The organism is Georgenia satyanarayanai, from assembly GCF_023715365.1.
GTDB lineage: Bacteria > Actinomycetota > Actinomycetes > Actinomycetales > Actinomycetaceae > Oceanitalea > Oceanitalea satyanarayanai_B.
Map to the genome: position 1 here is coordinate 291,355 of NZ_JAMBNZ010000004.1, position 25,266 is coordinate 316,620.

The 25,266-nt window shown below is 69.7% G+C and carries 32 protein-coding genes; all 32 read right to left on the minus strand.

Features of this window, described 5'->3' with window-relative positions; all coding sequences use genetic code 11:
- Positions 1–4: 4 nt before the first annotated feature.
- Positions 5–1,354 carry a right-handed parallel beta-helix repeat-containing protein gene (locus tag M3148_RS07365; protein ID WP_251304035.1) on the minus strand — a complete coding sequence of 450 codons (1,350 nt, stop codon included), beginning with the start codon at positions 1,352–1,354 and terminating at the stop codon, positions 5–7.
- A gap of 186 nt (positions 1,355–1,540) precedes the next feature.
- Positions 1,541–2,554, minus strand: a complete 1,014-nt coding sequence (locus M3148_RS18125; RefSeq protein WP_251304036.1) for a glycosyltransferase — start codon at positions 2,552–2,554, stop codon at positions 1,541–1,543.
- Between the two features lie 129 nt (positions 2,555–2,683).
- A complete protein-coding gene (locus M3148_RS17830; RefSeq protein ID WP_285883584.1) occupies positions 2,684–5,122 on the minus strand; it encodes a LuxR C-terminal-related transcriptional regulator in 2,439 nt (812 codons plus the stop codon).
- Between the two features lie 80 nt (positions 5,123–5,202).
- The gene (locus tag M3148_RS07380) at positions 5,203–7,677 is read right to left on the minus strand and encodes a helix-turn-helix transcriptional regulator (RefSeq protein WP_251304037.1); all 2,475 of its coding nucleotides are present in this window, start codon (positions 7,675–7,677) and stop codon (positions 5,203–5,205) included.
- A 7-nt stretch (positions 7,678–7,684) separates the two neighbouring features.
- Positions 7,685–8,512 (minus strand): type I methionyl aminopeptidase, encoded by an 828-nt coding sequence (map, locus tag M3148_RS07385; protein WP_251304038.1) that lies wholly within the window; start codon positions 8,510–8,512, stop codon positions 7,685–7,687.
- Positions 8,512–9,084: an adenylate kinase gene (locus tag M3148_RS07390; protein WP_251304039.1), complete on the minus strand. Its 573-nt coding sequence runs from the start codon at positions 9,082–9,084 to the stop codon at positions 8,512–8,514. Before M3148_RS07390 ends, map begins: the two co-directional genes overlap by 1 nt.
- Positions 9,081–10,385 carry a preprotein translocase subunit SecY gene (gene secY / locus M3148_RS07395; RefSeq protein WP_251304040.1) on the minus strand — a complete coding sequence of 435 codons (1,305 nt, stop codon included), beginning with the start codon at positions 10,383–10,385 and terminating at the stop codon, positions 9,081–9,083. The genes M3148_RS07390 and secY overlap by 4 nt, the downstream gene beginning before the upstream one ends.
- A 156-nt stretch (positions 10,386–10,541) precedes the next feature.
- Positions 10,542–11,018 (minus strand): 50S ribosomal protein L15, encoded by a 477-nt coding sequence (rplO, locus tag M3148_RS07400; protein WP_251304041.1) that lies wholly within the window; start codon positions 11,016–11,018, stop codon positions 10,542–10,544.
- A 2-nt stretch (positions 11,019–11,020) separates the two neighbouring features.
- Entirely contained in the window at positions 11,021–11,203 is a 183-nt protein-coding gene (gene rpmD, locus M3148_RS07405; protein ID WP_110852546.1) for a 50S ribosomal protein L30, read from the minus strand.
- On the minus strand, positions 11,203–11,880 hold the full coding sequence (gene rpsE, locus M3148_RS07410; protein WP_251304042.1) for a 30S ribosomal protein S5: 678 nt from the start codon (positions 11,878–11,880) through the stop codon (positions 11,203–11,205). Before rpsE ends, rpmD begins: the two co-directional genes overlap by 1 nt.
- 34 nt (positions 11,881–11,914) lie before the next feature.
- The gene (gene rplR, locus M3148_RS07415; RefSeq protein WP_251304043.1) at positions 11,915–12,286 is read right to left on the minus strand and encodes a 50S ribosomal protein L18; all 372 of its coding nucleotides are present in this window, start codon (positions 12,284–12,286) and stop codon (positions 11,915–11,917) included.
- Positions 12,286–12,825, minus strand: a complete 540-nt coding sequence (gene rplF / locus M3148_RS07420; protein WP_251304044.1) for a 50S ribosomal protein L6 — start codon at positions 12,823–12,825, stop codon at positions 12,286–12,288. Before rplF ends, rplR begins: the two co-directional genes overlap by 1 nt.
- 18 nt (positions 12,826–12,843) lie before the next feature.
- On the minus strand, positions 12,844–13,242 hold the full coding sequence (gene rpsH / locus M3148_RS07425) for a 30S ribosomal protein S8 (protein WP_110852542.1): 399 nt from the start codon (positions 13,240–13,242) through the stop codon (positions 12,844–12,846).
- Between the two features lie 54 nt (positions 13,243–13,296).
- The gene (locus M3148_RS07430) at positions 13,297–13,482 is read right to left on the minus strand and encodes a type Z 30S ribosomal protein S14 (RefSeq protein WP_110852541.1); all 186 of its coding nucleotides are present in this window, start codon (positions 13,480–13,482) and stop codon (positions 13,297–13,299) included.
- A gap of 1 nt (position 13,483) precedes the next feature.
- Positions 13,484–14,050, minus strand: a complete 567-nt coding sequence (gene rplE, locus M3148_RS07435; RefSeq protein ID WP_251304045.1) for a 50S ribosomal protein L5 — start codon at positions 14,048–14,050, stop codon at positions 13,484–13,486.
- Between the two features lies 1 nt (position 14,051).
- Positions 14,052–14,393, minus strand: a complete 342-nt coding sequence (gene rplX, locus M3148_RS07440) for a 50S ribosomal protein L24 (RefSeq protein ID WP_251304046.1) — start codon at positions 14,391–14,393, stop codon at positions 14,052–14,054.
- A 1-nt stretch (position 14,394) separates the two neighbouring features.
- Positions 14,395–14,763 (minus strand): 50S ribosomal protein L14, encoded by a 369-nt coding sequence (gene rplN / locus M3148_RS07445; protein WP_110852538.1) that lies wholly within the window; start codon positions 14,761–14,763, stop codon positions 14,395–14,397.
- 73 nt (positions 14,764–14,836) lie between these two features.
- Positions 14,837–15,121 carry a 30S ribosomal protein S17 gene (rpsQ, locus tag M3148_RS07450; protein WP_152187619.1) on the minus strand — a complete coding sequence of 95 codons (285 nt, stop codon included), beginning with the start codon at positions 15,119–15,121 and terminating at the stop codon, positions 14,837–14,839.
- Between the two features lie 8 nt (positions 15,122–15,129).
- Entirely contained in the window at positions 15,130–15,369 is a 240-nt protein-coding gene (rpmC, locus tag M3148_RS07455) for a 50S ribosomal protein L29 (protein WP_110852537.1), read from the minus strand.
- Positions 15,369–15,788 (minus strand): 50S ribosomal protein L16, encoded by a 420-nt coding sequence (gene rplP / locus M3148_RS07460; RefSeq protein ID WP_110852536.1) that lies wholly within the window; start codon positions 15,786–15,788, stop codon positions 15,369–15,371. Before rplP ends, rpmC begins: the two co-directional genes overlap by 1 nt.
- Before the next feature lie 5 nt (positions 15,789–15,793).
- Positions 15,794–16,621: a 30S ribosomal protein S3 gene (gene rpsC, locus M3148_RS07465; protein ID WP_251304047.1), complete on the minus strand. Its 828-nt coding sequence runs from the start codon at positions 16,619–16,621 to the stop codon at positions 15,794–15,796.
- Complete coding sequence (rplV, locus tag M3148_RS07470) at positions 16,621–17,019, minus strand: 50S ribosomal protein L22 (RefSeq protein ID WP_110852534.1); 399 nt, start codon at positions 17,017–17,019, stop codon at positions 16,621–16,623. The genes rpsC and rplV overlap by 1 nt, the downstream gene beginning before the upstream one ends.
- Positions 17,020–17,069: 50 nt before the next feature.
- Positions 17,070–17,351 (minus strand): 30S ribosomal protein S19, encoded by a 282-nt coding sequence (rpsS, locus tag M3148_RS07475; protein ID WP_110852533.1) that lies wholly within the window; start codon positions 17,349–17,351, stop codon positions 17,070–17,072.
- A gap of 18 nt (positions 17,352–17,369) precedes the next feature.
- Entirely contained in the window at positions 17,370–18,206 is an 837-nt protein-coding gene (gene rplB, locus M3148_RS07480; protein ID WP_251304048.1) for a 50S ribosomal protein L2, read from the minus strand.
- Positions 18,207–18,240: 34 nt separating this feature from the next.
- Positions 18,241–18,546: a 50S ribosomal protein L23 gene (gene rplW / locus M3148_RS07485; protein WP_110852531.1), complete on the minus strand. Its 306-nt coding sequence runs from the start codon at positions 18,544–18,546 to the stop codon at positions 18,241–18,243.
- Entirely contained in the window at positions 18,543–19,199 is a 657-nt protein-coding gene (gene rplD, locus M3148_RS07490; RefSeq protein WP_251304049.1) for a 50S ribosomal protein L4, read from the minus strand. Before rplD ends, rplW begins: the two co-directional genes overlap by 4 nt.
- A gap of 2 nt (positions 19,200–19,201) precedes the next feature.
- Positions 19,202–19,870 (minus strand): 50S ribosomal protein L3, encoded by a 669-nt coding sequence (gene rplC, locus M3148_RS07495; protein ID WP_251304050.1) that lies wholly within the window; start codon positions 19,868–19,870, stop codon positions 19,202–19,204.
- Positions 19,871–19,881: 11 nt separating this feature from the next.
- A complete protein-coding gene (rpsJ, locus tag M3148_RS07500; protein ID WP_110852528.1) occupies positions 19,882–20,190 on the minus strand; it encodes a 30S ribosomal protein S10 in 309 nt (102 codons plus the stop codon).
- Positions 20,191–20,905: 715 nt separating this feature from the next.
- Positions 20,906–22,099 (minus strand): elongation factor Tu, encoded by a 1,194-nt coding sequence (tuf, locus tag M3148_RS07505; protein ID WP_251304051.1) that lies wholly within the window; start codon positions 22,097–22,099, stop codon positions 20,906–20,908.
- A gap of 121 nt (positions 22,100–22,220) precedes the next feature.
- Positions 22,221–24,323, minus strand: a complete 2,103-nt coding sequence (fusA, locus tag M3148_RS07510) for an elongation factor G (protein WP_251304052.1) — start codon at positions 24,321–24,323, stop codon at positions 22,221–22,223.
- Positions 24,324–24,370: 47 nt separating this feature from the next.
- Complete coding sequence (gene rpsG, locus M3148_RS07515) at positions 24,371–24,841, minus strand: 30S ribosomal protein S7 (protein ID WP_251304053.1); 471 nt, start codon at positions 24,839–24,841, stop codon at positions 24,371–24,373.
- Positions 24,841–25,215 carry a 30S ribosomal protein S12 gene (rpsL, locus tag M3148_RS07520; RefSeq protein ID WP_110852524.1) on the minus strand — a complete coding sequence of 125 codons (375 nt, stop codon included), beginning with the start codon at positions 25,213–25,215 and terminating at the stop codon, positions 24,841–24,843. Before rpsL ends, rpsG begins: the two co-directional genes overlap by 1 nt.
- Between the last annotated feature and the right edge of the window lie 51 nt (positions 25,216–25,266).

The window sequence follows — 25,266 nt, forward strand, 5'->3', positions numbered from 1 at the left end:
CAGGTCAGCGCACCGACGTGCCGGTGTCCTGCCAGACGTTCGAGACGTCCCAACGACTGGCGTCGCCGAGGTTGCCCACGGCGTCATAGCGAAAGTTGCGACCGAACTGGTTCCCGCTGTAGTGGGCGCTGTCGACGTCGCCGCTCCGGCCACCGTTGATGGTGAAGTTGCCGCCGTTGAAGAGGTTGTCCTCCACGACCAGGTTGCTGATGGGGTCGTCCCCGAGCAGCGACCCGATCTGGATCGCCGCGTTCATCGGGTCCCTCGTGTCAGGGCGGTACGCCTGGAAGTTGTTCCCTCGGATGGTGACATCGTCACCCCTGCGGATCTGCAGCGCGTCGTGGTGCCCGCCGGGCACCCGGTGGAGACTGTGGATGAAGGTGCGCTCGACGGTGACGTCGTCCGCCTCGATCCGGATGCCGTCCTCGGCGGAGTGGATGTTCGCCCCGCGGACCGTCCCGGCCCCCTTGAAGAGGATGCCGATGCCCGTGCTGTTGAGGTTGTCGACCTCGACGTCCTCGATCAGGGCGCCGGTGACGCCGCTCTCGACCATGATCGGGTACCCGTCGGTGGCGACCTCGACGATCGAGTCCCGGACGGTGACGTCGTCCGCAGCGATCGTGACGGTACCGCGGATGTGCTTGGCCTCCACAACCGTGCCCGGCTCGGTGATGGTCATGCCTTCGGACCGGGTGAGCTTGACCCCCTTGGGAACACCCGTCGTCTTGGCAGTCGGGAACTCCGCACCAGGCGCAGGCTCGGGCTTCGAGTCCGGCTTCGGCGCAGGCTCCGGCTTGGGGGCCGGCTCCGGCTTCGGGGCAGGCTCGGGCTTGGGGGCAGGCTCGGGCTTGGGGCCCGGCGTCGGAGTGGGCTTCGGGCCCGGGTCCGGACGCTTGTCGGCGTTGAGGCTGAAGGCCTCACCGTCGACGGTGCTGTCGACGACAACCGCGGGCTTGCCCTTCTGCGACATGAAGTCGTTGCGGCAGCCCTCGAGGGCCACGCGCTCGGCGTAGTAGTTGCCGAAGGTGATGCCGTTCGTCTTCCTCGGGTTCTCGCACTCAACGGTCGTGTCGATGATGCGCGTGTTCTTCACGTCGGCATCGATACGGATGCTGTGGTTGCCCCCGTAGGAGACCTTGGTGTTCTTGATGGTGACGTCGTCGGCGCGGACGTAGATCATGCCGTCGACGTGGAGACCGTCGACGACGGTACCGGGCTCGGTGATCGTCAGGCTCTCGGACGGCACCAGGACGACGCCGTCGGGAACCCCGACGGTGGCTGCTGCCGGGCCGGGCACGAGACCGACGCCGCCCAGGGCGACGGCCAGACTCATGAGCGCGTGTGAAACTCGCATGTAGTAGCTCTTTCTCGGTTGCGGAACAGCGGCGCGAGGGCGCCAACCATTGGGGAAAATCCGCCCGAGTCCTCCCCCATGGACCGCACTACCGTAACCGAACCGTTACCAGAACGGTGTGGACATGGCGATGCTGGTGCCCTGGACGGGCCATACGACCTGGTCAGTGCGGTGCCGTGGACCTCCTCACACCGCGTCCAGGAGAAAGGTCTGCGGCGCCACGGCCACCCGCACACGCCGCACCATCGCGGCCCGCAGGTCCTGTGCCGTCAGCACGGCGGGGAGTCGGCGCACGGCCAGGCCACGGCGGTCCAGCTCGTGCGCGATGAGCTCCTGGTGGTCGTCGACGTGCTCACCGTGCTGCTGCCGTCGGGGCAGCACCACGGGACAGCGACCGGCGTCGAGAGCGGTGAGGCACGAGCCGATGCCGGCATGGGCGACGACGAGGTCCGCCTCCGCGATCGCGGCGTGCAGCTCCGTGGCCGGCACGTCGGCCCGGCCCTCGACGGGGAGCCCGGAGGCGTCGGTGACCCCCACCTGCCACAGCACCTCGGCGTCCGGTGCCAGGACCTCGGGAAGCACCCGGCAGACGGCTTCGAGGGCGCGGCGGAAGCCGTAGGTCTTCATGGTCCCGAGCGTGACGACCACGCGGCCGGCCGCCATGATCGGACGCTCCTCGGCGACGTCGTAGCCGTCGAAGAGCGAGCCCCGGTACTGCCAGCGCTCGTCCGCCCACCGTGGGTACTGGCTGTAAGTCTGGGTGCCGGGCACCCGCGAGACGATCCGCCCGGTGAGGCTCGGCCCCTCCGCCCGGGCGGCGCTCTCGATGTAGTGGGTCCGGATCCCCAGGGCGCGGGCGACGGAGAGGAAGGGGAGCGCGATGCCCGAACCGGTGCTCACCACCCGGTCGAAGCGTCCGGCGCGCAGGATGCGCCGGGCCTCCGGCATCATTCGCACGACCTGTCCGTAGCCGCGCGGCGGGATGTAGGGGACGTGGTGGACCACCTCGCCGGCCAGGAGCGAGCGTGACTGTGCCTCGTCGAAGGTCACCCACTCGACGTCGCTCAGCACCGGCCGCAGCCTGCTGCGCAGGCGCCACAGCTGCTCGAGGTGACCACCGGTGGACGCGACGAGCAGCGTCCTGCCCGGCGACCCGTGGCCGGCTCGCTCGGGACCACGCGCTGGACTGGTGAACGTCACGACGACCTCCCTGGTGGGTGCTCCCGTCAACCCCACCACTCGCGACGGCGCCACGGCCGGCGACGTCGGGGTGATGCGGACCCGAACCCCGCGTCGGTGCGGGATGAGCGGCAGGGTGACCCGCCGGCGTCAGTCCTCGTCGAGCAGGGACAGCTCCCGGGCGCGCTCGAGCGCGTGCGTCCTGTCCGAGACCCCGAGCTTGCGGTAGATCCGGCGGACGTGGGTCTTGACGGTCGACTCCGACAGGTACAGGCGCCGTCCGATGTGGGCGAGCGGGACGTCGCTGTCCAGCTCGCGCAGCACCCGCAGCTCGGCGACGCTGAGCTGGCCGGCGCGCAACGGCTCGGGGAACACGGTGTCGGTGTGGGCCAGGCGCGGCTCGTCGAGGAACTGGCGCGTCCAGGAGCCGTCGGGCGCGATCGCCTCAAGGTCGACCCGCGGCACGGTGAGGAAGGGCAGCAGCACCTCGGTGTCGGACGCCAGCCCGACGGCCGTGGCGAGGGAGTCGACTGCCGCCTCCCGCTGTCCGGTGCGCCAGGCCGCGCACGCGTGGAGGAGCAACAGCTCCAGCCCCACGCGGGGGCGTGTGCCCGCGAAGGCGGCGGCGTTCTCGGTCAGACGCATGGTCTCGGCGTAGGCACCGACGTAGAAGGCGTGCCGCGCCCGGCTCGCGTGCATCCACGCACCGCCGTCGTGGACGCCGGCGAGGAGGGCACCGGCGCGGTCGAGCCGTCCCTCGGCGAGCGCGAGGTCCACCCGGAGGGCCATCACTGAGACCCGGACGATCTCCGCCTGGTCCTGACCGTGGTCGGTGACGTAGCGCTGGAGGACGACGCGGGCGCGCTCGAGGCGCCCGTGCAGGATGTCGCCGAACGCCGCCGCGACCCGCGTGAGCTCGAGGAGGGGGGCCAGCCCGTGCTCCCCCGCGAGCTCCGGCACGGTCGGCCACGTGCTGCCGGCCAGGCGCACCCCCGCCAGCACAGTGAGGGACAGCGGCCGGGCCACGGCCTCCAGCCTCGTGGGGGTGGCGGCGAACCCGTCGGCGTAGGTGCGCCAGGCGTCGGCGCTGCGGGTGTGGCCGAGCAGTGCCATCGCGAGCGCCGTGCCGTGCGCGGCCTCCCGCGCCGCCGCGCAGTCACCCAGCCGGACCGCCTCGTGGCAGGCAAGTGCGAAGCCGTAGGCGGCCCTGACGCCGTCGTTGGCGTGGAGCGTCGACAGCGCCCACTGGGTGAGCAGCTCCGGGATGGCCCGCTCGATGTCGGCGTCGTGCTGCGGGTGCCCGCCGTCGGCCAACGAGCTGTCGAGCCGTCCCAGGAGGATCTCCGCGGCCCCGAAGCTGGGCGTCCCGTCGAAACGCAGGGCCAGCCGCTGCGTGGTGGTGAGCGAGCGCACCGGCAGCGGGCTGCCCGGCGTGAGCAGGCCGCCGCGGAGCGCCGCCTCCGCCTGGCGGGCCGTGTCCCGGTCGAGCACGTAGTCGCGGGCGACGACGAGCCGGGTGCTGGAAGCCACGAGCTCACGGGGCATCGCACGGACGGCGGCCTGGACGGCGTCGGGGTGCCGGACGAGCATCTCGGCCCAGTGCTCCTCGAGGATCCCGAGGACCAGCGGCCACGCCTCGGCGCGCAGGGCGTAGGTGAGGGCCTCCGCCGCGAGCCGCTGCTCGCGCCGGCGCCTGCCGAGGCGGCGGTTGAGCTCTCGGAAGCGCTCTGGGCTGTCGGCCCGCAGGTTCTCCAGCAGGGCTTGGCGCAGTCCGTGGGGGTAGGAGGAGGTGCCGTCGTCGTGGGAGTCCGTGTAGGCGCTGTGGATGACGACGTCGGCGAGCGGCAGCTGCGCGGGGTCGTCGACGAGGACGTCGAGGTCGCCGGGGCGCATCGGGTAGGGCACGGCCAGCGCCGTGAGCACGTCCCGCCACTCGACCCGCTCCTGGTCGGCGATGATGAGCGCGGTGTAGCGGGCGATGGCGGCGGCGTCCGTGACGAGCCCGCCGTCGCTCGTCCGTCGCGTCTCGAGGAGCGCCGCCCGGACGAGGGCGGGCCAGCCCGCGTACTCGCGGATGATCCGGCCGGTCTCCTCCGCGGACAGGGACAGGCCCAGCCGCGCGGCGAGGAGCGCAGTCTCCGCGGGCCCGAGGCTCAGCTCCGGGACGCCGAGGACGGTGGCGTCCACCGTGGCGGGGCCGATGCTCATGATCGGCCTCTCAAGACGCGTCGTGACGACGAGGTGGAGGAGCTCGTGCACCTGGGCCAGCTCGACGAGCTCGGGGTCGACGCCCACGTCCGTCACCTGATGCAGCCCGTCGATGACGAGAACGAGCCGGCGGGTAAGCCGCCGCAGCGCCTCGTCGACGGCGTCGAGGCCCGGCTCGGATGCGGGGGACGCGACGTCGGCACCGACGAGCGCGTCGTGGACGGCGGCCCACAGGTCGTCCCCGCCCATGCCGTCCACCACGGTGAGCCAGGCGACGGACCTGTCATCGAGCTCGCCGCTCCGTAACCAGTACGCGACCGTGCTCGTCTTCCCGTAGCCGCGCGGCGCGCGCAGCACGACGAGCGCGGGCAGGTGGCGCATGACCGCCTCGGCGGCGGGAGGGGGGCAGAAGACGCTCGGGACACGGGGCAGCCGCGTCCGGTGAGCGCGCGCCCGCACGGCTACCGCCGCTCCCGGCCGAGGCCGCGGCTGAGCACCAGCGCCTCGTCCCGGCTGGAGGCGCCGAGCTTGCGGTAGACGTGGCGCAGGTGGGTCTTGGCGGTGTTGACCGACATGCCCAGCGCCGCCGCCACGCCCGCGGGACCGGCGCTGTCCTGGAGCGCGGCGAGCACCTGCAGCTCCCGCGCACTGAGCTCGCTCGGCACCGCGGGCGCGGAGGGGACGGCCTGCGGCCGCTGCGCCTCGGTGGTGGAGGGCAGGGGCCGCAGGGCGAGCAGCTCCGGGTCGTTGCCCGCGAGCGCGCCGAAGATCTCGGGGCTGATGAGGGCGAAGGGACGGCGCTGCCCCGTCTCGTAGGCGATCCGCACGCCCCGGGCGAAGCGGCGGCGCGCGGCGGTTCCCTGGCCGAGCCGGAAGAGTGCCGCGGCGATGATGAGCTCGTTGATGAGGCGGCTGCGGGCCGTCATCCGCCGGTCCCCGAGGTCGCGGGCAGCAATGTCGATGGCCTCCTGCTCGCGCCCCTGGGCGTGGAGCAGGTAGGCGCGGGTGGAGCTGGAGACGAAGCCGTCGACGAGCCGGTCGAGCACTTGTTCGGCGACGTCGACCATCCCACCGGCCACGAGCAGCTCGACCAGCTGGGTGCCGATCGTCGACTCCGCGATGCCGCCGGGCTCGAGGTGCCGCAGCGCGGCGCGCAGCTGCCCGACCACCCGCGCCTGGTCCTCGGGGGTCCCGTACACCGAGGAGTACAGGCCACGGGCGTGGATCGCCAGGGCCCACAGCTCGTCCCGGCGTCCCGGTTCCACGATGTCCGCCACGGCCTCGTGCACCTCGGGCCGCATCCCGTCGACGGTGGCGATCGCGCGCATGATCCGCCCGCCCACCCGCACGAGCCGGCTCACCTCGTCGCCCTCGCCGCCGGCGATCACGTCGGCAAGCTCCTCGTCCTCCAGGAGGCGCAGCGCGAGGTCGGTCTCCCCGTGGAAGGTCTTGGCGGTGAGCATGCCGCCGATGCCCACCAGCCGGGCGGTGCGGTCGTCGTGGCGCAGGCCGTGGTCCCGGACCCGCTCGAAGGCGTAGGCGGCCGCCTCGTGCTCGCCCGCGAACACGGCGGCGAGACCGGACTGGATGAGGATGTGGATCTCGTCGGTGGTCTCCTGCTTCTCCGCCCACCGTTGCTTGACCGCGGCGACGACGAAGTGGGGGCGGACAGGTGTCCACTCGCTCGCCTCGTCCGCGGACGCCGGCGCCATCCGGGGCAGGTGGCGGCGCACCACCTGCAACCGGGGGTCGCCGTCGGCGATCTCCCGCGGGAAGCTGCCGGCGATCTCGATGAGCGTGTGGGGGTGCTGGGTGAGGAGCGCGGACCACTCCTCTTCGATGATGCGCAGCGCCGTGTCCCACTCCTGGGCCAGGACGGCGTGGCGGAGGACCCCGACGGGACCCTCCTCCTGCGCCGCGAGGGCCATGAGGGCGATGTGCACCTCCCGTTCGAGGTGCGGGTGGCGCTCAAGGGACACCCGGCGGAGGGCGTCGCGGATGGCCGGCGGGTAGGAGTAGCGCAGGCCCTCGACCGTCTCGCGCTCACGCAGCAGCCCACCGACGCGCAGGTTGCGCAGCTCTCGCAGGGCGGTGCCGTCCGGGACGATCGCGCGCGCCGCCGCCGCCGAGAACTCCTCGGGCACGGCGGTGCGCATGAGGAACTCACGCAGCGCCGTCGACCGCACGTCCGCCAGGAGCGTCTCGATGAAGCCGTCCACCGTGCCGGTGTCGACGGCGGCCTCGCGTCCACCGACCCCCGCGGTCGCGATGCAGGTGCGGACGGCGGCGGGCCAGCCGCCGAGCTCCATCGCGAGATCGGCGGCCCCGTCCACCGTCATCGAGACGCCGTGCCGCTCGGCGAGGGCGAGGACGTCCTCGGCCCGCATGGCCAGGTCCGCCGGACGCACGACGGTGAGGTCGACTGACAGGGCGCCCGTGGTCTCCAGCGCCCGCAGGGAGCGGGTGCAGACGACGAGCTCGAGCGCGGCGCTGGAGCGCACGAGCTCGAGCAGCTCGTCGTCGATCTCGCTGCGACCGTCCAGGTGACCGGCCTCGTGGTAGTTGTCGACGACGAGCCGCAGCGGCTCCTCACGCCGCAGCAGCGACCCGAGCACCGCGGCGCGGTCCGGGTCGTCCTGCGCCTCTGGAGAGCCGTAGCCGTCGAGGTCGGCGGCGGTCAGTGCCGTGCGCAGCGTGGCCCAGAACCCCGGGGCCAGGCGCGAGCCCTCGTCGAGGGGGACGTAGACGGTGGGGACGCCGTCGTCCTCGCCCGTCAGCCACTCGACGAGCGCGGTCGTCTTCCCGAAGCCGCGCGGGCCACGCAGGACGGTCAGCGGCGCGCGGGAACCCAACGCGTCCAGGACTCGCGGCGCCACGTAGGCGGCGCGACTGGCGCGAGGGAAGGGTCCGTGAACCCGCCGCCCCAGGCGATTCATGCCCTTATCATGACAGAGGGGCGATCCGCACGTTCCGTGTTTGGAGCTCGGCCGCTCCGCCGTCCTCGGCGGTGAGCACCCACAGGCCGTCGTCGGTGAGCGCCACGGAGTGCTCCCAGTGGGCGGCCCGGGCGCCGTCCGCCGTCACCACGGTCCAGTCGTCGGCCAGGACACGGGTCTCGATGGTGCCGCGGGTGAGCATCGGCTCGATCGCCAGGCACATCCCCGGGCGCAGCTTCGGCCCGCGCCTGGACGCCCGGTAGTTGAGGACGTCGGGCGGCTGGTGCATGGCGCTGCCGATGCCGTGGCCCACGTAGTCCTCGATGATGCCGAGGGGCTCGTGACCGGCGGCCACGTGCGCGGCGACGGCGTCCTCGACGGCCTCCCCGACGACGTCGAGCCGGCCGCCGCCCGCCAGGGCCGCGATGGCGTCCCACATGGCAGTGCGCGTCGCCTCGCTGAGCGCGTGGTCGCGCGGGTCACCCTCGCCGAGGACGACGGTGAAGGCGGCATCGCCGTGCCAGCCGTCGACGACGGCCCCGCAGTCGAAGGAGACGACGTCGTTGTCGGCGAGGACGCGCTCCCCCGGGATGCCGTGGACGACCTCGTCGTTGACGGAGATGCACACGTGCGCCGGGTAGCCGTGGTAGCCGAGGAAGTTCGACCGCGCCCCGGCGCGGTCGAGGACTTGCCGGGCGACGTCGTCGAGCTCGGCGGTGGTCCGCCCGGGCGCGGCGGCCTCCCGCAGCGCCGTGTGGATCTCGGCGACGACGAGGCCGGCGCGGCGCATGACCCGGACCTGGTCCGGGGTCTTGTACTCGATGCGCTCGCGCATCAGCCCGCGTTCAACGCCGTGAGCAGGCGCTCGGTGACCTCCTCGACGGCACCGATCCCGTCGACCCTCACGAGCAGCCCGCGCCCGGCGTAGTGGTCGGCCAGGGGCGCGGTCTGGTCGTGGTAGACCTCGAGGCGCCGACGGATGACCACATCGGTGTCGTCGGCACGGTTCTGCTCGGCCGCGCGGCCGAGCAGGCGCTGCACGACGACCTCGTCGTCCGCGGTGAGCTCGACGACGGCGTCCAGGGACGTCCCGCTCGCCTCGAGCATCGCGTCGAGCTCGCGGACCTGGTCCAGGGTGCGCGGGTAGCCGTCGAGCAGGAAGCCGTCCGCGGCGTCCTGCTGGGCCAGGCGGTCCCGGACCATGTCGTTGGTGATCTCGTCGGGCACGTACTCCCCCGCGTCCATGTACCGCTGCGCACGCTGGCCAAGCTCGGTGCGCCCGGCGACGTTGCTGCGGAAGATGTCGCCGGTGGAGATCGCCGGGATGCCGAGTGTGGAGCTCAGGCGGGTGGCCTGGGTGCCCTTGCCCGCTCCGGGCGGGCCGAGGAGGACGAGGCGGCGGCTCATCGGAGGAACCCTTCGTAGTGGCGCTGCTGGAGCTGGGAGTCGATCTCCTTGACGGTCTGCAGACCGACGCCCACGACGATGAGGATCGAGGTCCCACCCAGCGCGAAGCCGACGGTGTCGGGCAGGTTGAGGGCCGCGAACACGATGACCGGGAAGATCGCGATGAGTGCGAGGTACAGCGCGCCCGCCGTCGTGATCCGGGTGATGACGTACTGGAGGTACTCCGCCGTCGGGCGCCCCGCGCGGATGCCGGGGATGAAGCCGCCGTAGCGTTTCATGTTGTCCGCGACGTCGTCGGGGTTGAAGGTGATCGACGTGTAGAAGAACGCGAAGAACAGGACGAGGACGAAGTAGATCGCCATGTAGAGCGGCGCCGTGGGCGACAGGAGGTTGAGGCTCACCCACTGCACCCAGCCCTCGGTCTGGTCGCCGAACTGGGAGAACAGACCCGGCAGCGCGAGGAGCGAGGAGGCGAAGATGACCGGGATGACGCCGGCCATGTTGATCTTGATCGGGATGTAGGTGCTCGACCCGCCGTACATGCGCCGGCCCACCATGCGCTTGGCGTACTGGACGGGCACACGACGCTGGGACTGCTCGACGAAGACGACGAGCAGGGTGATGACGAGGAGCAGCGCGATCACGATCGTCACGTTCGCGACGCCGTTGGCCGCGCCGCCGACGGACCACAGCGCCGACGGGAAGCCGGCCGCGATCGAGGTGAAGATGAGCAGCGACATGCCGTTGCCGACACCGCGCTCGGTGATGAGCTCGCCCAGCCACATGATGAGGCCCGTGCCCGCCGTCATGACGATGATCATGATGACGATCGTCATGATCGAGTCGTTGGGGATGAGCGGGACGGAGCAGCCGGGGATGAGGTTGCCGCTGCGGGCCATCGTGATCATCGTCGTCGACTGGAGGACGGCAAGGAAGATCGTGAGGTAGCGGGTGTACTGCGTGAGCTTGGCCTGCCCCTGCTGGCCCTCCTTCTGCAGCGCCTCGAAGCGCGGGATGACCACGCGAAGCAGCTGGGTGATGATGCTTGCGGTGATGTAGGGCATGATGCCCAGCGCAAAGATCGACAGCTGCAGCAGAGCGCCGCCGGAGAAGAGGTTGACGAGGCCGAGGAGGTCGTTGGTGCTGCCGACGGCCTCGAGGCACTGCTGCACGTTCGGGTAGGAGACCCCCGGGGTGGGGATGACGGACCCGAGGCGGAAGATCGCCATGATCCCCAGCGTGAAGAGCAGCTTGCGCCGCAGGTCCGGCGTACGGAACGCCTGGGCGAATGCGCTGAGCAATCTTCCTCCTGCAATGGTGACGACGGCGGGCGACATAGCTCGCGTCGGCGGTCTGGACCGCAACGTACTGTACCTGTTCCGGACCGTGGCCCGTGCCACGTCCCGGGAGAGCACGAACGGGCGGCCCGGTGTCCGGACCGCCCGTTCGTCGGCGACTCACGCCTTGGTCAGGGACCCGCCTGCTGCCTCGATCTTCTCCTGCGCCGAGACCGACCACGCGTTGGCCACGATGTCGAGCTTGACGGTGACCTCACCGCTGCCCAGCACCTTGACCAGCTGGCCGGAGCGCACCGCGCCCTTGGCGACGAGGTCGTCGACCGTCACGGAGCCACCCTCGGGGAAGAGAGCGGACAGACGGTCGAGGTTGACGACCTGGTACTCGACGCGGAAGGGGTTCTTGAAGCCGCGGAGCTTGGGCAGCCGCATGTGCAGCGGCATCTGCCCGCCCTCGAAGCCGGCCGGCACCTGGTAGCGGGCCTTGGTGCCCTTGGTGCCGCGACCCGCGGTCTTGCCGCGCTTGCCGCCCTCACCGCGTCCGACGCGGATCTTGGCGCTCTTGGCGCCGGGGGCGGGACGCAGGTGGTGCACCTTGAGGGTGCGTGCCTGCTCGGGAGTCTGCTTGGACTCTGCCATGGTTACTTGACCTCCTCGACGGAGACCAGGTGGGCCACCGTCGTGATCATGCCGCGGACCTCGGGACGGTCCTCACGCACGACGCTCCGGCCGATCCGGCCCAGACCGAGCGTGCGCAGGGTCTGGCGCTGGTTCTCCTTGCCGCCGATCGCGGACTTCGTCTGCGTGACCTTGAGCTGTGCCATCACGCACCGACCTTCCCGGCAGCGTCAGCCTGCTTCTCCTCGCGTGCCTGCGCCTCGCCGGCCGCGCGGTTGCGCAGCATGATGGCGGGAGCGACACGCTCGAGCGGCAGACCACGGCGAGCCGCGACGGACTCGGGCTGCTCCAGGTTGCGCAGCGCCTGGGCGGTGGCGTGCACGATGTTGATCGCGTTCTCCGAGCCGAGCGACTTGCTCAGCACGTCGTGGATCCCGGCGCAGTCGAGGACGGCGCGGACCGGACCACCGGCGATGACGCCGGTGCCCGGGGCGGCGGGGCGCAGGAAGACCACGCCCGCCGCGGCCTCACCGGTGACGGCGTGCGGGATCGTCTTCTGAATCATCGGGACGCGGAAGAAGTTCTTCTTCGCCTCCTCGACACCCTTCGCGATCGCGGCCGGCACCTCCTTGGCCTTGCCGTAGCCGACGCCGACCGTCCCGTTGCCGTCCCCGACGACGACGAGAGCGGTGAAGCTGAAGCGACGACCACCCTTGACGACCTTGGAGACGCGGTTGATCGTGACGACGCGCTCGATGAACTCGTTCCTCGGCTCGGCGGCGCCGCGACGGCCCTCGCCCCGGCGACCGCCGGAACGCTCGCCGCCGGCGGCGGGGCCGGCGCCGGTACCGGAACCGGTCCTGCTTCGCTGCGGTGCAGCCATCAGATGTTCCTTTGCTCTCGTACGTTCACGCTGGTCACAGGGCGAGCCCGCCCTCACGGGCGCCGTCGGCGACGGCGGCCACGCGGCCGTGGTACCGGTTGCCGCCGCGGTCGAACACCGCGGTCTCGACACCGGCAGCCTTGGCACGCTCGGCGACGAGCTCGCCGACGCGACGCGCCTTGGCGACCTTCTCGTCGTCCGACGCCCGCAGGTCGGCCTCGAGGGTCGAGGCGGACGCGATGGTGGTGCCGCTCGTGTCGTCGACCAGCTGCGCGACCATGTGGCGCGAGGAGCGGGTGACGACCAGGCGCGGACGCTCGGCCGTGCCGGAGACCTTCTTGCGGACACGGAGGTGACGGCGCCCGCGAGCGGCGTTCTTGCCCTTGCCCTTGACGGACAGTGCCATCACTTACCTGCCTTTCCGGCCTTGCGGCGGACCTGCTCGCCGGCGTAGCGCACACCCTTGCCCTTGTAGGGCTCGGGCTTGCGGATCTTGCGGATGTTGGCGGCCAGCTCGCCGACCTGCTGCTTGTCGATCCCGGAGACCGTGAGCTTGGTGGGGGCGTCGACGGTGACCGTCACACCCTCCGGCGGCTCGATGACGACCGGGTGGGAGAAGCCGAGCGCCAGTTCGACGGCGGATCCCTTGGCGACGGCGCGGTAACCCGTGCCGACGATCTCGAGCTTGCGCTCGTAGCCCTGGGTGACACCGGTGACGAGGTTGGCGATGAGCGTGCGGGTGAGGCCGTGCAGCGAACGCGACTCGCGCTCGTCGTTCGGCCGGGTCACGACGACCGCACCCGCGTCGTCGCGAGCGACGGCGATGGGGGCGGGAACGGTGTGGCTGAGGGTGCCCTTGGGCCCCTTGACGGTCACGACCGAGCCCTCGATGGTGACGTCGACACCTGCGGGGACCGGGACGGGGACCTTTCCGATACGGGACATGTCTCTACTCCTTCCCGGCTACCAGACGTAGGCGAGGACTTCCCCGCCAACGCCCTTGGTCTGTGCCTCGCGGTCGGTGAGCAGACCGGAGGAGGTGGACAGGATCGCCACGCCCAGGCCACCGAGGACCCGGGGCAGGTTGGTGGACTTGGCGTACACGCGCAGTCCGGGCTTGGACACGCGGCGCACTCCGGCGAGCGAGCGCTCGCGCTGGGGGCCGAACTTCAGCTGGAGCGTGAGGTTCTTGCCCACCGGGGCGTCCTCGACGTCCCAGCCGGCGATGTAGCCCTCGGTCTTGAGGATCTCGGCGATGTTCTGCTTGAGCTTCGAGTACGGCATGGTCACCGACTCGTGGTACGCCGAGTTGGCGTTACGCAGACGCGTCAGCATGTCTGCGATGGGGTCAGTCATTGTCATCGGGCCTCGGCCCTTCCTCGTCGGGGTTTCCTACGGGACCTACGACGTAGTCGTTTACCAGCTGCTCTTCGTGATGCCGGGGAGCTGGCCGGCAAGGGCCATCTCCCGCAGGCAGATGCGGCACAGGCCGAACTTGCGGTAGACCGAGTGCGGACGGCCGCACCGTTGGCACCGGGTGTAGGCGCGCACCGCGAACTTGGGCTTGCGGTTCGCCTTCTGGATCAGGGCGGTCTTCGCCACGTCAGTTCTCCTTGAACGGGAAGCCGAGGTGCTTGAGCAGCGAGCGTCCCTCGTCGTCGGTCTTAGCGGTGGTGACGACCGTGATGTCCATGCCGCGCACGCGGTCGATCTTGTCCTGGTCGATCTCGTGGAACATCGACTGCTCGTTGAGACCGAAGGTGTAGTTCCCGTTCCCGTCGAACTGCTTGGGCGAGAGCCCACGGAAGTCGCGGATACGGGGCAGGGCGATCGACAGCAGGCGGTCGAGGAACTCCCACATGCGGTCGCCACGCAGCGTGACGTGGGCGCCGATGGGCTGACCCTCACGCAGCTTGAACTGGGCGATCGACTTGCGGGCCTTCGTCACCTGCGGCTTCTGGCCGGTGATGAGAGCCAGGTCGCGGATCGCGCCCTCGATGAGCTTGGAGTCGCGTGCCGCGTCCCCCACGCCCATGTTGACGACGATCTTGGTCAGACCGGCGACCTGGTTGACGTTCGGGTGCTGGAACTCCTCGCGCAGCGCGCCGAGGATCTCCTCGCGGTAACGCAGCTTGAGGCGCGGGCTCGTTGCGGTGGTGGTCTCGCTCATGTCAGATGTCCTTACCGGAGCGCTTGGCGACGCGGACACGCTGCGTGCGCTCCACGCCGTCGCGCTCGACCGTCTCGGTGCGGATCCCGACCCGGGTGCCCTTCTTGGTCTCCGGGTCGACGACCATGACGTTGCTGGCGTGGATAGCCGCCTCGATGGTCTCGATGCCACCGGTCTTGGCGCCGCGGCCGGACTGACCGACCTTGGTGTGGCGCTTCATGCGCTGGACACCCTCGACGATGACGCGGTCACGCTCGACGTCGACCTCGAGGACACGGCCCTGCTTGCCCTTGTCGCGGCCTGTGATGACGACCACGAGGTCGCCCTTCTTGATCCGAGCCATCTCAGATCACCTCCGGAGCCAGGGAGACGATGCGCATGAACTTCTTGTCGCGCAGCTCGCGGCCCACGGGGCCGAAGATGCGGGTTCCGCGCGGCTCGCCGTCAGCCTTGAGGATGACGGCGGCGTTCTCGTCGAAGCGGATGTAGGAACCGTCGGGGCGACGACGCTGCTTGGCAGCGCGCACGACGACAGCCTTGACGACGTCGCCCTTCTTGACGTTGCCGCCGGGGATGGCGTCCTTGACGGTGGCGACGATGACGTCACCGATACCGGCGTAGCGCCGGCCGGAGCCTCCGAGCACACGGATGCACAAGATCTCCTTGGCACCGGTGTTGTCGGCGACCTTCAGTCGCGACTCCTGCTGGATCATTCGATGTACTCCTGTCGTCGAGCCGGTTCTCAGCCAGGGCTGAGCCTTGCCGAACGGATGGGGGGCTGGTGGGCTACTTGGCCTTCTCGACGATGTCGAGAAGTCGCCAGCGCTTGGTCGCGCTCAGCGGCCGCGTCTCCATGATACGGACGAGGTCGCCGACGCCGGCCGAGTTGGCCTCGTCGTGCGCCTTGACCTTGCTCGTGCGGCGGATGACCTTGCCGTACAGCGGGTGCTTGACGCGGTCCTCCACCTCGACGACGACGGTCTTGTCCATCTTGTCGGACACCACGTAGCCACGGCGCACCTTGCGGTCGTTGCGCTCCTGCGTGGTGGTCTCTTCGGTGTTCTCGCTCATGGCCTCGATCACTTCTCGCTGCTGGGCGCGGTGCGGATGCCGAGCTCGCGCTCGTGCACGATGGTGTAGATGCGGGCGATGTCGCGACGCACGGCCTTGAGCCGACCGTGGTCCTCGAGCTGCCCGGTGGCCGAGGAGAAGCGCAGCTTGAACAGCTCCTCCTTCGCCTTCGCGAGCTCTTCAGCCAGGGTCTCGTCGGTCATCCCGTCCAGGTCGAACGGAGTCAGGCCCTTGGAACCGATAGCCATCAGCCTTCACCACCCTCACGGCTCACGAAACGAGTCTTCATGGGGAGCTTGTGCTGCGCGCGGGACAGGGCCTCGCGCGCCAGCTCCTCGGGGACACCGGCCAGCTCGAAGAGCACGCGGCCGGGCTTGACGTTGGCGACCCACCACTCGGGCGAGCCCTTGCCGGAACCCATGCGGGTCTCAGCCGGCTTCTTGGTCAGCGGGCGGTCGGGGTAGATGTTGATCCACACCTTTCCACCACGCTTGATGTGCCGCGTCATGGCGATACGGGCGGCCTCGATCTGCCGGTTGGTGACGTACGCGGGCTCGAGAGCCTGGATCGCGAACTCACCGAAGGCGATCTCGGTGCCACCCTTGGCCACGCCGGAGCGCTTGGGGTGGTGCTGCTTGCGGAACTTGGTCCGCCGGGGGATGAGCATCTCGCTCAGGCCTCCGTTCCTGACTCGGCGGGGGCTGCGGCCTGCTCGGCAGGCGCGCCCTCGGTCTGCTCGGCCTGGCGAGGACCACGGGCGCCCTCGGGCCGGCGGCCACGGGGACGGTCGGCGCCGCCACGTTCGCCGGCGCGGCCACGGCCACGCGGGGTGGCGTCGGCCTGCTCGCGGGCGAACTCGCGCTCGGTCTGGTCGCCCTTGTAGATCCACACCTTGACGCCGATGCGCCCGAAGGTGGTGCGGGCCTCGAAGAAGCCGTAGTCGATGTTCGCGCGGAGGGTGTGCAGCGGCACGCGGCCCTCGCGGTAGAACTCCGAGCGGGACATCTCGGCGCCGCCGAGACGGCCGGAGCACTGCACCCGGATCCCCTTGGCGCCGGCGCGCTGCGCGGACTGCATGCCCTTGCGCATCGCACGACGGAAGGACACGCGGCTGGCGAGCTGCTCGGCAATGCCCTGGGCGACGAGCTGAGCGTCGATCTCGGGGTTCTTGACCTCGAGGATGTTCAGCTGCACCTGCTTGCCCGTGAGCTTCTCCAGCTCCCCGCGCAGGCGGTCGGCCTCGGCGCCGCGGCGGCCGATGACGATGCCCGGACGCGCGGTGTGGAGGTCGACGCGGACCCGGTCGCGGGTGCGCTCGATGTCGACCTTGGAGATGCCGGCGCGCTCGAGACCAGAGGCCATGAGCTTGCGGATGGCGACGTCCTCGCGGACGTAGTCGCGGTACCGCTGCCCGGGCTTGGTGCTGTCTGCGAACCACCGCGAGCGGTGGTCAGTGGTGATGCCGAGCCGGAACCCGGTCGGGTTGACCTTCTGACCCACTATCGGGTCCTCCCCTTCGTTCCAGCGGCGGATGAGCTCGCGCCGACCTTGCTGTCGTCGCCCACGACCACGGTGATGTGGCTCGTGCGCTTGAGGATCCGGCTCGCGCTGCCCTTGGCCCGCGGCCGGAAGCGCTTGAGCGTCGGCCCCTCGTCCACGAACGCCGCGCTGATGACGAGAGCGTTCTCGTCGAACGCCTCACCGGCCTGGTCGGCCTTGACGCGAGCATTGGCGATCGCGCTCTCCACGACCTTACGCACCGTCTCGGCTGCCGCCTGAGGGGCGAACCGCAGCACGGTCACGGCCTCGGAGGCGCGCTGACCGCGGATGGTGTCCACGACGCGCCGAGCCTTGAGGGGCGTGACGCGCACGTATCGCGCCTGCGCCTTGGCTTCCATCATTCCTGCCTTACTTGTCGGATGTGCGGGTTGCTGGGTCACCAGACGCCTCAGCGGCGTCGGGCCTTGCGGTCGTCCTTGTCGTGCCCGCGATAGGTGCGGGTCGGGGCGAACTCCCCCAGCTTGTGGCCGACCATCGACTCGGTGATGAAGACCGGGACGTGCTTGCGGCCGTCGTGCACCGCGAAGGTGTGGCCCAGGAAGTCGGGCGTGATGACCGACCTGCGGGACCAGGTCTTGATGACGTTCTTGGAGCCCGTCTCGTTGGCCGTGTCCACCTTCTTGAGCAGGTGGCCGTCGACGAAGGGACCCTTCTTGAGGCTGCGAGGCATCTCGTCGCTCTCCTACTCTCAGCGCTTCTTGCCGGTGCGCCGGCGGCGCACGATGAGCTGGTCGCTCGGCTTGTTCGGACGGCGGGTCCGGCCCTCGGGCTGACCCCAGGGGCTGACCGGGTGGCGACCACCGGAGGTCTTACCCTCACCACCACCGTGGGGGTGGTCGACGGGGTTCATCGCGACACCACGGACGGACGGGCGCTTGCCCTTCCACCGCATGCGGCCGGCCTTGCCCCAGTTGATGTTCGACTGCTCGGCGTTGCCGACCTCACCGATGGTGGCGCGGCAGCGCGAGTCGACGTTGCGGATCTCACCGGAGGGCATCCGCAGCTGGGCCATCGTGCCCTCACGGGCGACGAGCTGGACCGACGCACCGGCCGAGCGGGCGATCTTCGCGCCGCCACCGGGCTTGAGCTCGATGGCGTGGATGACCGTACCGACGGGGATGTTGCGCAGCGGCAGGTTGTTGCCCGGCTTGATGTCCGCGCCGGGGCCGTTCTCGATGACGGTGCCGACCGAGATCTTGTTCGGCGCGATGATGTAGCGCTTCTCGCCGTCGGCGTAGTGCAGGAGCGCGATGCGCGCCGTGCGGTTGGGGTCGTACTCGATGTGCGCGACCTTGGCCGGCACGCCGTCCTTGTCGTGACGGCGGAAGTCGATGACGCGGTAGGCACGCTTGTGGCCACCACCCTTGTGACGGGTGGTGATACGACCGGTGCTGTTACGGCCACCGCTCTTGCTCAGCGGACGGACCAGCGACTTCTCGGGCTGCGACCGGGTGATCTCGACGAAGTCGGCCACGCTCGAGCCACGACGGCCCGGCGTCGTCGGCTTGTACTTACGGATTGCCATGGGTGTCGATCCTCAATCTCTCCAGCGCGCGGCGTCAGCCGGCAACTTCACCGAAGATGTCGATGGTGCCCTCGCGCAGCGTGACGATCGCGCGCTTGGTGTCCTTACGCTTGCCGAGGCCGGTACGGGTCCGCCGGGTCTTGCCCTGACGGTTCGCCGTGTTCACCGAGCTGACCTTGACCTGGAAGATCGCCTCGACGGCGTTCTTGATCTCGGTCTTGTTCGAGCGCGGGTCGACGAGGAAGGTGTACTTCCCCTCGTCGATGAGGCTGTAGCTCTTCTCGGAGACCACCGGGGCGATGATGACGTCCCGGGGGTTCTTGTTGTGCTCGATGCTCACTTGCCATCCTCCTCGCGCGGCGCGGCGGTCCCGAGGAACTCCTCGAGGGCGGCGGCCGTGAACACGACGTCGTCGTTGACGAGGACGTCGTAGGTGTTGAGCTGGTCGACCCAGATGAGGTGGGTGCTGGGGACGTTGCGCAGCGACTTGAGCGTGAGCTCGTCACCACGGGCCAGCACGACCAGCGCGCTCCGCTCGGCCACGATGGTGCGCAGCGCGGCGAGTGCGGCGGACGTCTTGGGGACGTCGTTCGAGACGAGCTCGCTGACGACGTGGAGACGGCCGGCGCGAGCGCGGTCCGAGAGGGCGCCACGCAGGGCGGCGGCCTTCATCTTCTTGGGGGTGCGCTGGCTGTAGTCGCGCGGGACGGGCCCGTGGACGACGCCACCGCCGGCGTACTGCGGCGCACGGATCGAGCCCTGACGGGCGCGGCCGGTGCCCTTCTGGCGGTACGGCTTCTTGCCACCACCACGGACCTCGGCCCGCGTCTTGGTCTTCGCGGTGCCCTGGCGCGCGGCGGCGAGCTGGGCGACGACGACCTGGTGGATGAGCGGCACGTTCGTGGGGACGTCGAAGATCGCGGCGGGTAGCTCGGCGGTGCCGGACTTCTTGCCCGTGGCGTCCAGGACATCCACAGTCTGGGTGTCAGCCATGGTCACGCCCCCTTCACAGCGGTACGGACGACGACGACGCCGCGCTTCGGGCCGGGGATCGGGCCGGCAACGAGCAGCAGGCCCCTCTCGACGTCGACGGCGTGGATCGTGAGGTTCTGGGTGGTCTGGCGCTTGTGGCCCATGCGACCGGCCATCCGCTGGCCCCGGAACACGCGGCCGGGCGTCGAGGCCCCGCCGATCGAACCGGGCTTGCGGTGGTTGCGGTGCGCACCGTGGGAGGCACCGACGCCGGCGAAGCCGTGACGCTTCATGACGCCCGCGGTGCCCTTGCCCTTCGTCGTGCCGATGACGTCGACGACGGTGCCCGCCTCGAACGCGTCAGCACGCAGCTCCTGGCCGACGGTGTAGCCGTCGGACTCGGAGGTGCGGACCTCGGTGACGAAGCGACGCGGCGTCGTGCCGGCCTTCTCGAAGTGGCCCTTGAGGGGCTGGGTGACCTTGCGCGGGTCGATCTCGCCAAAGGCGAGCTGTACGGCGCTGTACCCGTCGGTCTCGGGGGTCCGCAGCTGGGTCACCACGTTGGTGCCCACCTGCACGACGGTCACCGGGACGAGCTGTCCGTCCTGGTCCCAGACCTGGGTCATGCCGAGCTTGGTGCCGAGCAGGGCCGTGACGGGCCTGCTCGCAGCCTGCTTGGTGAAGGTAGTCATTGTGGCGAACCTCAGAGCTTGATCTCGATGTTGACGTCGGCGGGCAGGTCGAGCCGCATGAGCGAGTCAACGGCCTTCGGCGTCGGGTCGATGATGTCGATGAGGCGCTTGTGGGTGCGCATCTCGAACTGCTCGCGGCTGTCCTTGTACTTGTGCGGTGAACGAATGACGACGAAGACGTTCTTCTCCGTCGGCAGCGGCACCGGACCCACGACCGTCGCACCAGCGCGAGTCACCGTGTCGACGATCTTGCGCGCCGAGCTGTCGATGACTTCGTGGTCGTAGGACTTGAGCCTGATGCGGATCTTCTGTCCCGCCATGGCGTCGTCTAACCTCTCTCGTACCGCTCTGTTACCGTCCCCCGCACTCGGGCGTGTCGCGCTGTGCGCACACACCTGAGCACGGCGCATCGTCGATGCGGGGCCCTTGGGCTTGCTTGTGGAGCCAGGGCTCGGGGCCCGACTCAGCCTGACACCCGGGGGCACGCCCCCAGGCAACCGGAACAGTCTGCCAGACCCGACCGCCTCATGGCGAATCGACCCCGGCCTCACCGGTGTGTTCTTGGTCATCGGCGGGCAGACGGCCCTCCGACACGCTTGTCGGCTCTCGTGGTGCGGTCACCGCGAGTGCGCATGCCGGGCTCTCACCCGACCCGATCTACCCTACCAGCCCGCGCGCCTCCTTGACGAGGGCGGGGCGCGTGACCTCCCGCACCGCTCACGCCCTTGCGCCGTCCTGCATCCCCTCGCCGGCAGCCGGACCCGGCCCGCACACCAGCGCAGACTGCGGGGCTCCGGCCGAGGCCTCTGTGCCGCCGGCGGCGGAGAGCTCCGGCCGGTGCGAGGGCGAAGCGCGCGGCGCGGTGCCGGGCGACGTCCCGCTCTCGGCGCGAGGGCGTGGGCGGGGACAGGCCGCGGCGGGATCCGGCTGTCAGCGGGGAAGAGTGGGCGCCTCGGGGACGCCGAAGGGCCCGGCGAGCGTGCTCGCCGGGCCCTTCGGGTCGTGCTGGGTGCTGGGTCTAGGCCCAGCGCATGATCACTGAAGGATCGTGACGACCCGGCCGGAGCCCACGGTGCGGCCACCCTCACGGATGGCGAAGCCGAGGCCCTCCTCCATCGCGATCGGCTGGATGAGGTCGACCGTCATCTCGGTGTTGTCGCCGGGCATGACCATCTCGGTGCCCTCGGGCAGCTGGATGACGCCGGTGACGTCCGTGGTGCGGAAGTAGAACTGCGGGCGGTAGTTCGAGTAGAAGGGGTTGTGACGCCCACCCTCGTCCTTGCTCAGGATGTAGACCTGGGCCTCGAACTTCGTGTGCGGGGTGATCGATCCCGGCTTCACGACGACCTGGCCACGCTCGACCTCCTCGCGCTTGGTACCACGGAGGAGCAGGCCCACGTTCTCACCAGCCTCGGCGGTGTCGAGGAGCTTGCGGAACATCTCGACGCCGGTGACGGTCGTCTTGGTGGACTTCTCCTTGATACCGACGATCTCGACCTCGTCGTTGACCTTGAGCGCGCCGCGCTCGACACGGCCGGTGACGACGGTGCCACGACCGGTGATCGTGAAGACGTCCTCGATCGGCATGAGGAAGGGCTTGTCGATGTCGCGCACCGGGGTCGGGACCTTCTCGTCGACGGCGGTCATGAGCTCCTCGATGGAGGCGACCCACTTCGGGTCCCCCTCGAGGGCCTTGAGTGCGGAGACGCGCACGACCGGCGCGTCGTCGCCCGGGAACTCCTGGCTCGAGAGCAGGTCGCGGACCTCGACCTCGACGAGCTCGAGGATCTCCTCGTCGTCGACCATGTCGGACTTGTTCAGCGCGACGAGGACGTAGGGCACGCCGACCTGGCGGGCGAGCAGGACGTGCTCACGCGTCTGGGCCATCGGGCCGTCGGTCGCCGCGACCACGAGGATCGCACCGTCCATCTGCGCGGCACCCGTGATCATGTTCTTGATGTAGTCCGCGTGACCGGGAGCGTCGACGTGGGCGTAGTGGCGCGCCTCGGTCTGGTACTCGACGTGCGAGACGTTGATGGTGATACCGCGCTGACGCTCCTCGGGAGCGTTGTCGACCTGGTCGAACGGGGTGAACGCGTTCAGGTCGGGGTACTTGTCCGCCAGCACCTTGGAGATGGCCGCGGTCAGCGTCGTCTTACCGTGGTCGACGTGACCGATGGTGCCGATGTTGACGTGCGGCTTGGTCCGCTCGAACTTGGCCTTCGCCACTTGTGTCCTCCTGGGACTCGGGTAGTTGTCTGCTCAGCGTCAGGTGCGTGTGCGCCTGTCGGGGAGCAAGCCCTACGGGTCGGTTGGTGAAAAGGGGGTACTGCTGGTCGACCAGTGGGACTTACTCGCCCCGGGTCTTCTTGATGATCTCCTCGGCAACGTTCCGAGGAACCTCGGCGTAGCTGTCGAACTGCATCGAGTACACCGCGCGACCCTGGGTCTTGGACCGCAGGTCTCCGACGTAACCGAACATCTCCGACAGCGGCACCAGTGCGCGAACGACCTTGATGCCAGTCGCGTCCGTCATGGACTGGATCATTCCACGACGGGAGTTGAGGTCGCCGATGACGTCGCCCATGTACTCCTCGGGCGTACGCACCTCGACGTCCATGACGGGCTCGAGGAGCACGGGGTCCGCCTTGCGGACACCCTCCTTGAACACCATCGAGCCGGCGATCTTGAAGGCCATCTCCGAGGAGTCGACCTCGTGGTATCCACCGTCGAGCAGGATCGCCTTGACACCCACCATGGGGTAGCCGGCGAGGACACCGTTCTGCATGGAGTCCTGGATGCCCGCGTCCACGCTCGGGATGTACTCGCGCGGGATGCGGCCACCGGTGACCTTGTTCTCGAACTCGTAGAGCTCGCCCTCGGCGGTGTCGAGGGGCTCGAAGCTGACCTGCACCTTCGCGAACTGGCCCGAGCCACCGGTCTGCTTCTTGTGCGTGTAGTCGACCTTCTCGGCCTTGCGGCGGATGGTCTCGCGGTAGGCGACCTGCGGCTTGCCGACGTTCGCCTCGACCTTGAACTCGCGACGCATGCGGTCGACGAGGACGTCGAGGTGGAGCTCGCCCATGCCGCCGATGACGGTCTGGCCGGTCTCGTCGTCCAGGCGGACGGTGAAGGTCGGGTCCTCCTCGGCGAGCTTCTGGATTGCGGTGCCCAGCTTCTCCTGGTCGCCCTTGGTCTTCGGCTCGACCGCCACGTGGATGACAGGCTCGGGGAAGCTCATCGACTCGAGGACGATGGGGGCGTCCTGGGCGCACAGGGTGTCACCGGTGGTGGTGTCCTTGAGGCCGATGAACGCGTAGATGTGGCCCGCGTGGGCCTCCTCGACCGGGTTCTCCTTGTTGGAGTGCATCTGGAAGAGCTTGCCGACGCGCTCCTTCTTGCCCTTGGTCGAGTTGAGGACCTGGGCGCCCTGCTTGGCGGTACCGGAGTACACGCGCACGTAGGTGAGCTTGCCGAAGAACGGGTGCACGGCAACCTTGAAGGCCAGTGCCGAGAACGGCTCGTTCTCGTTGGGCAGACGGGTCAGCTCCTTCTCCTCGTCACCGACGGCGTGGCCGACCATGGGCGGCACGTCGAGCGGCGAGGGGAGGTAGTCGATGACGGCGTCGAGGATGGGCTGCACGCCCTTGTTCTTGAACGCCGTACCGCAGAAGACGGGGAAGGCGTCGCCGGTGACCGTGAGGGCGCGGACACCCTTCTTGATCTCCTCGGGGCTCAGCTCCTCGCCGCCGAGGTACTTCTCGAGCAGCTCCTCGTCAGCCTCGGCCACCGCCTCGACCAGCTCGGCGCGGTACTGGGCCACCTTCTCGACGAGGTCCGCGGGGACCTCCTCGATCGTGTAGTCCTCACCGATCTGGACCTCGCCGCGCCAGGTGAGCGCGCGGTTGTAGACGACGTCGACGACGCCGACGAAATCCGACTCCGCACCGATCGGCACCTGCATGACGAGCGGCTTGGCCTTGAGGCGGTCCTTGATGGTCTGCACGGTGAAGTAGAAGTCCGCACCGAGCTTGTCCATCTTGTTGACGAAGCAGATGCGCGGGACGTTGTACTTGTCCGCCTGCCGCCACACGGTCTCCGACTGCGGCTCGACGCCCTCCTTGCCGTCGAACACGGCGACGGCGCCGTCGAGGACGCGCAGGGAGCGCTCCACCTCGACGGTGAAGTCGACGTGCCCGGGGGTGTCGATGATGTTGATCTGGTTGTCGTGCCAGTAGCAGGTCGTGGCAGCCGACGTGATCGTGATGCCGCGCTCCTGCTCCTGCTCCATCCAGTCCATCGTGGAGGCGCCGTCGTGCGTCTCCCCGATCTTGTAGTTGATGCCGGTGTAGAACAGGATCCGCTCGGTGGTCGTCGTCTTGCCGGCGTCGATGTGCGCCATGATGCCGATGTTGCGGACCTTGGTCAGATCGGTCAGCACGTCAAGTGCCACAGGAGACTCTCTTCAGTCGATTTCGTGCAGGACGGCAGGGCGACGAACTACCAGCGGTAGTGCGCGAAGGCCCGGTTGGACTCGGCCATCTTGTGGGTGTCCTCGCGGCGCTTGACCGCGGCACCGAGGCCGTTGGAGGCGTCGAGGATCTCGTTCATGAGGCGCTCGGTCATCGTCTTCTCGCGACGGGCGCGGGCGTAGTCGACGAGCCAGCGCAGGGCGAGCGTGGTCTGCCGGGAGGGGCGGACCTCGACGGGCACCTGGTAGGTGGCGCCACCGACGCGGCGGGAACGGACCTCGAGGGAGGGACGGACGTTCTCCAGCGCGCGCTTGAGGACGGCCGTGGGGTCACCGTCGGTCTTCTCGCGAACACCCTCGAGGGCGTCGTAGACGATCTTCTCGGCGGTGGACTTCTTGCCGTCCCGCAGGATGCGGTTGACGAGCTGGGTGACGGTCGGCGAGCCGTAGACCGGGTCGACGACGAGCGTCCGCTGAGGTGCGGGACCCTTGCGCGGCATTACTTCTTCTCCTTCTTCGCGCCGTAACGGCTGCGAGCCTGCTGGCGACCACGGACACCCTGGGTGTCGAGCGCGCCGCGCACGATCTTGTAGCGGACGCCGGGGAGGTCCTTCACGCGACCACCGCGGACGAGCACGATGGAGTGCTCCTGGAGGTTGTGACCGACGCCGGGGATGTAGGCCGTGACCTCGATCCCGCTGGACAGGCGCACGCGCGCGACCTTGCGGAGCGCCGAGTTCGGCTTCTTCGGGGTCGTCGTGTACACGCGGGTGCACACCCCGCGCCGCTGGGGGCTGCCCTTGAGGGCGGGCGTCTTCGACGTCGAGGTCTTGACGCTTCGGCCCTTGCGGACCAGCTGCTGAATCGTGGGCACTACGTCTCCGTCTCGGATTTGTGTTTCTCGCACTTGATGTTCGCCCGGCGC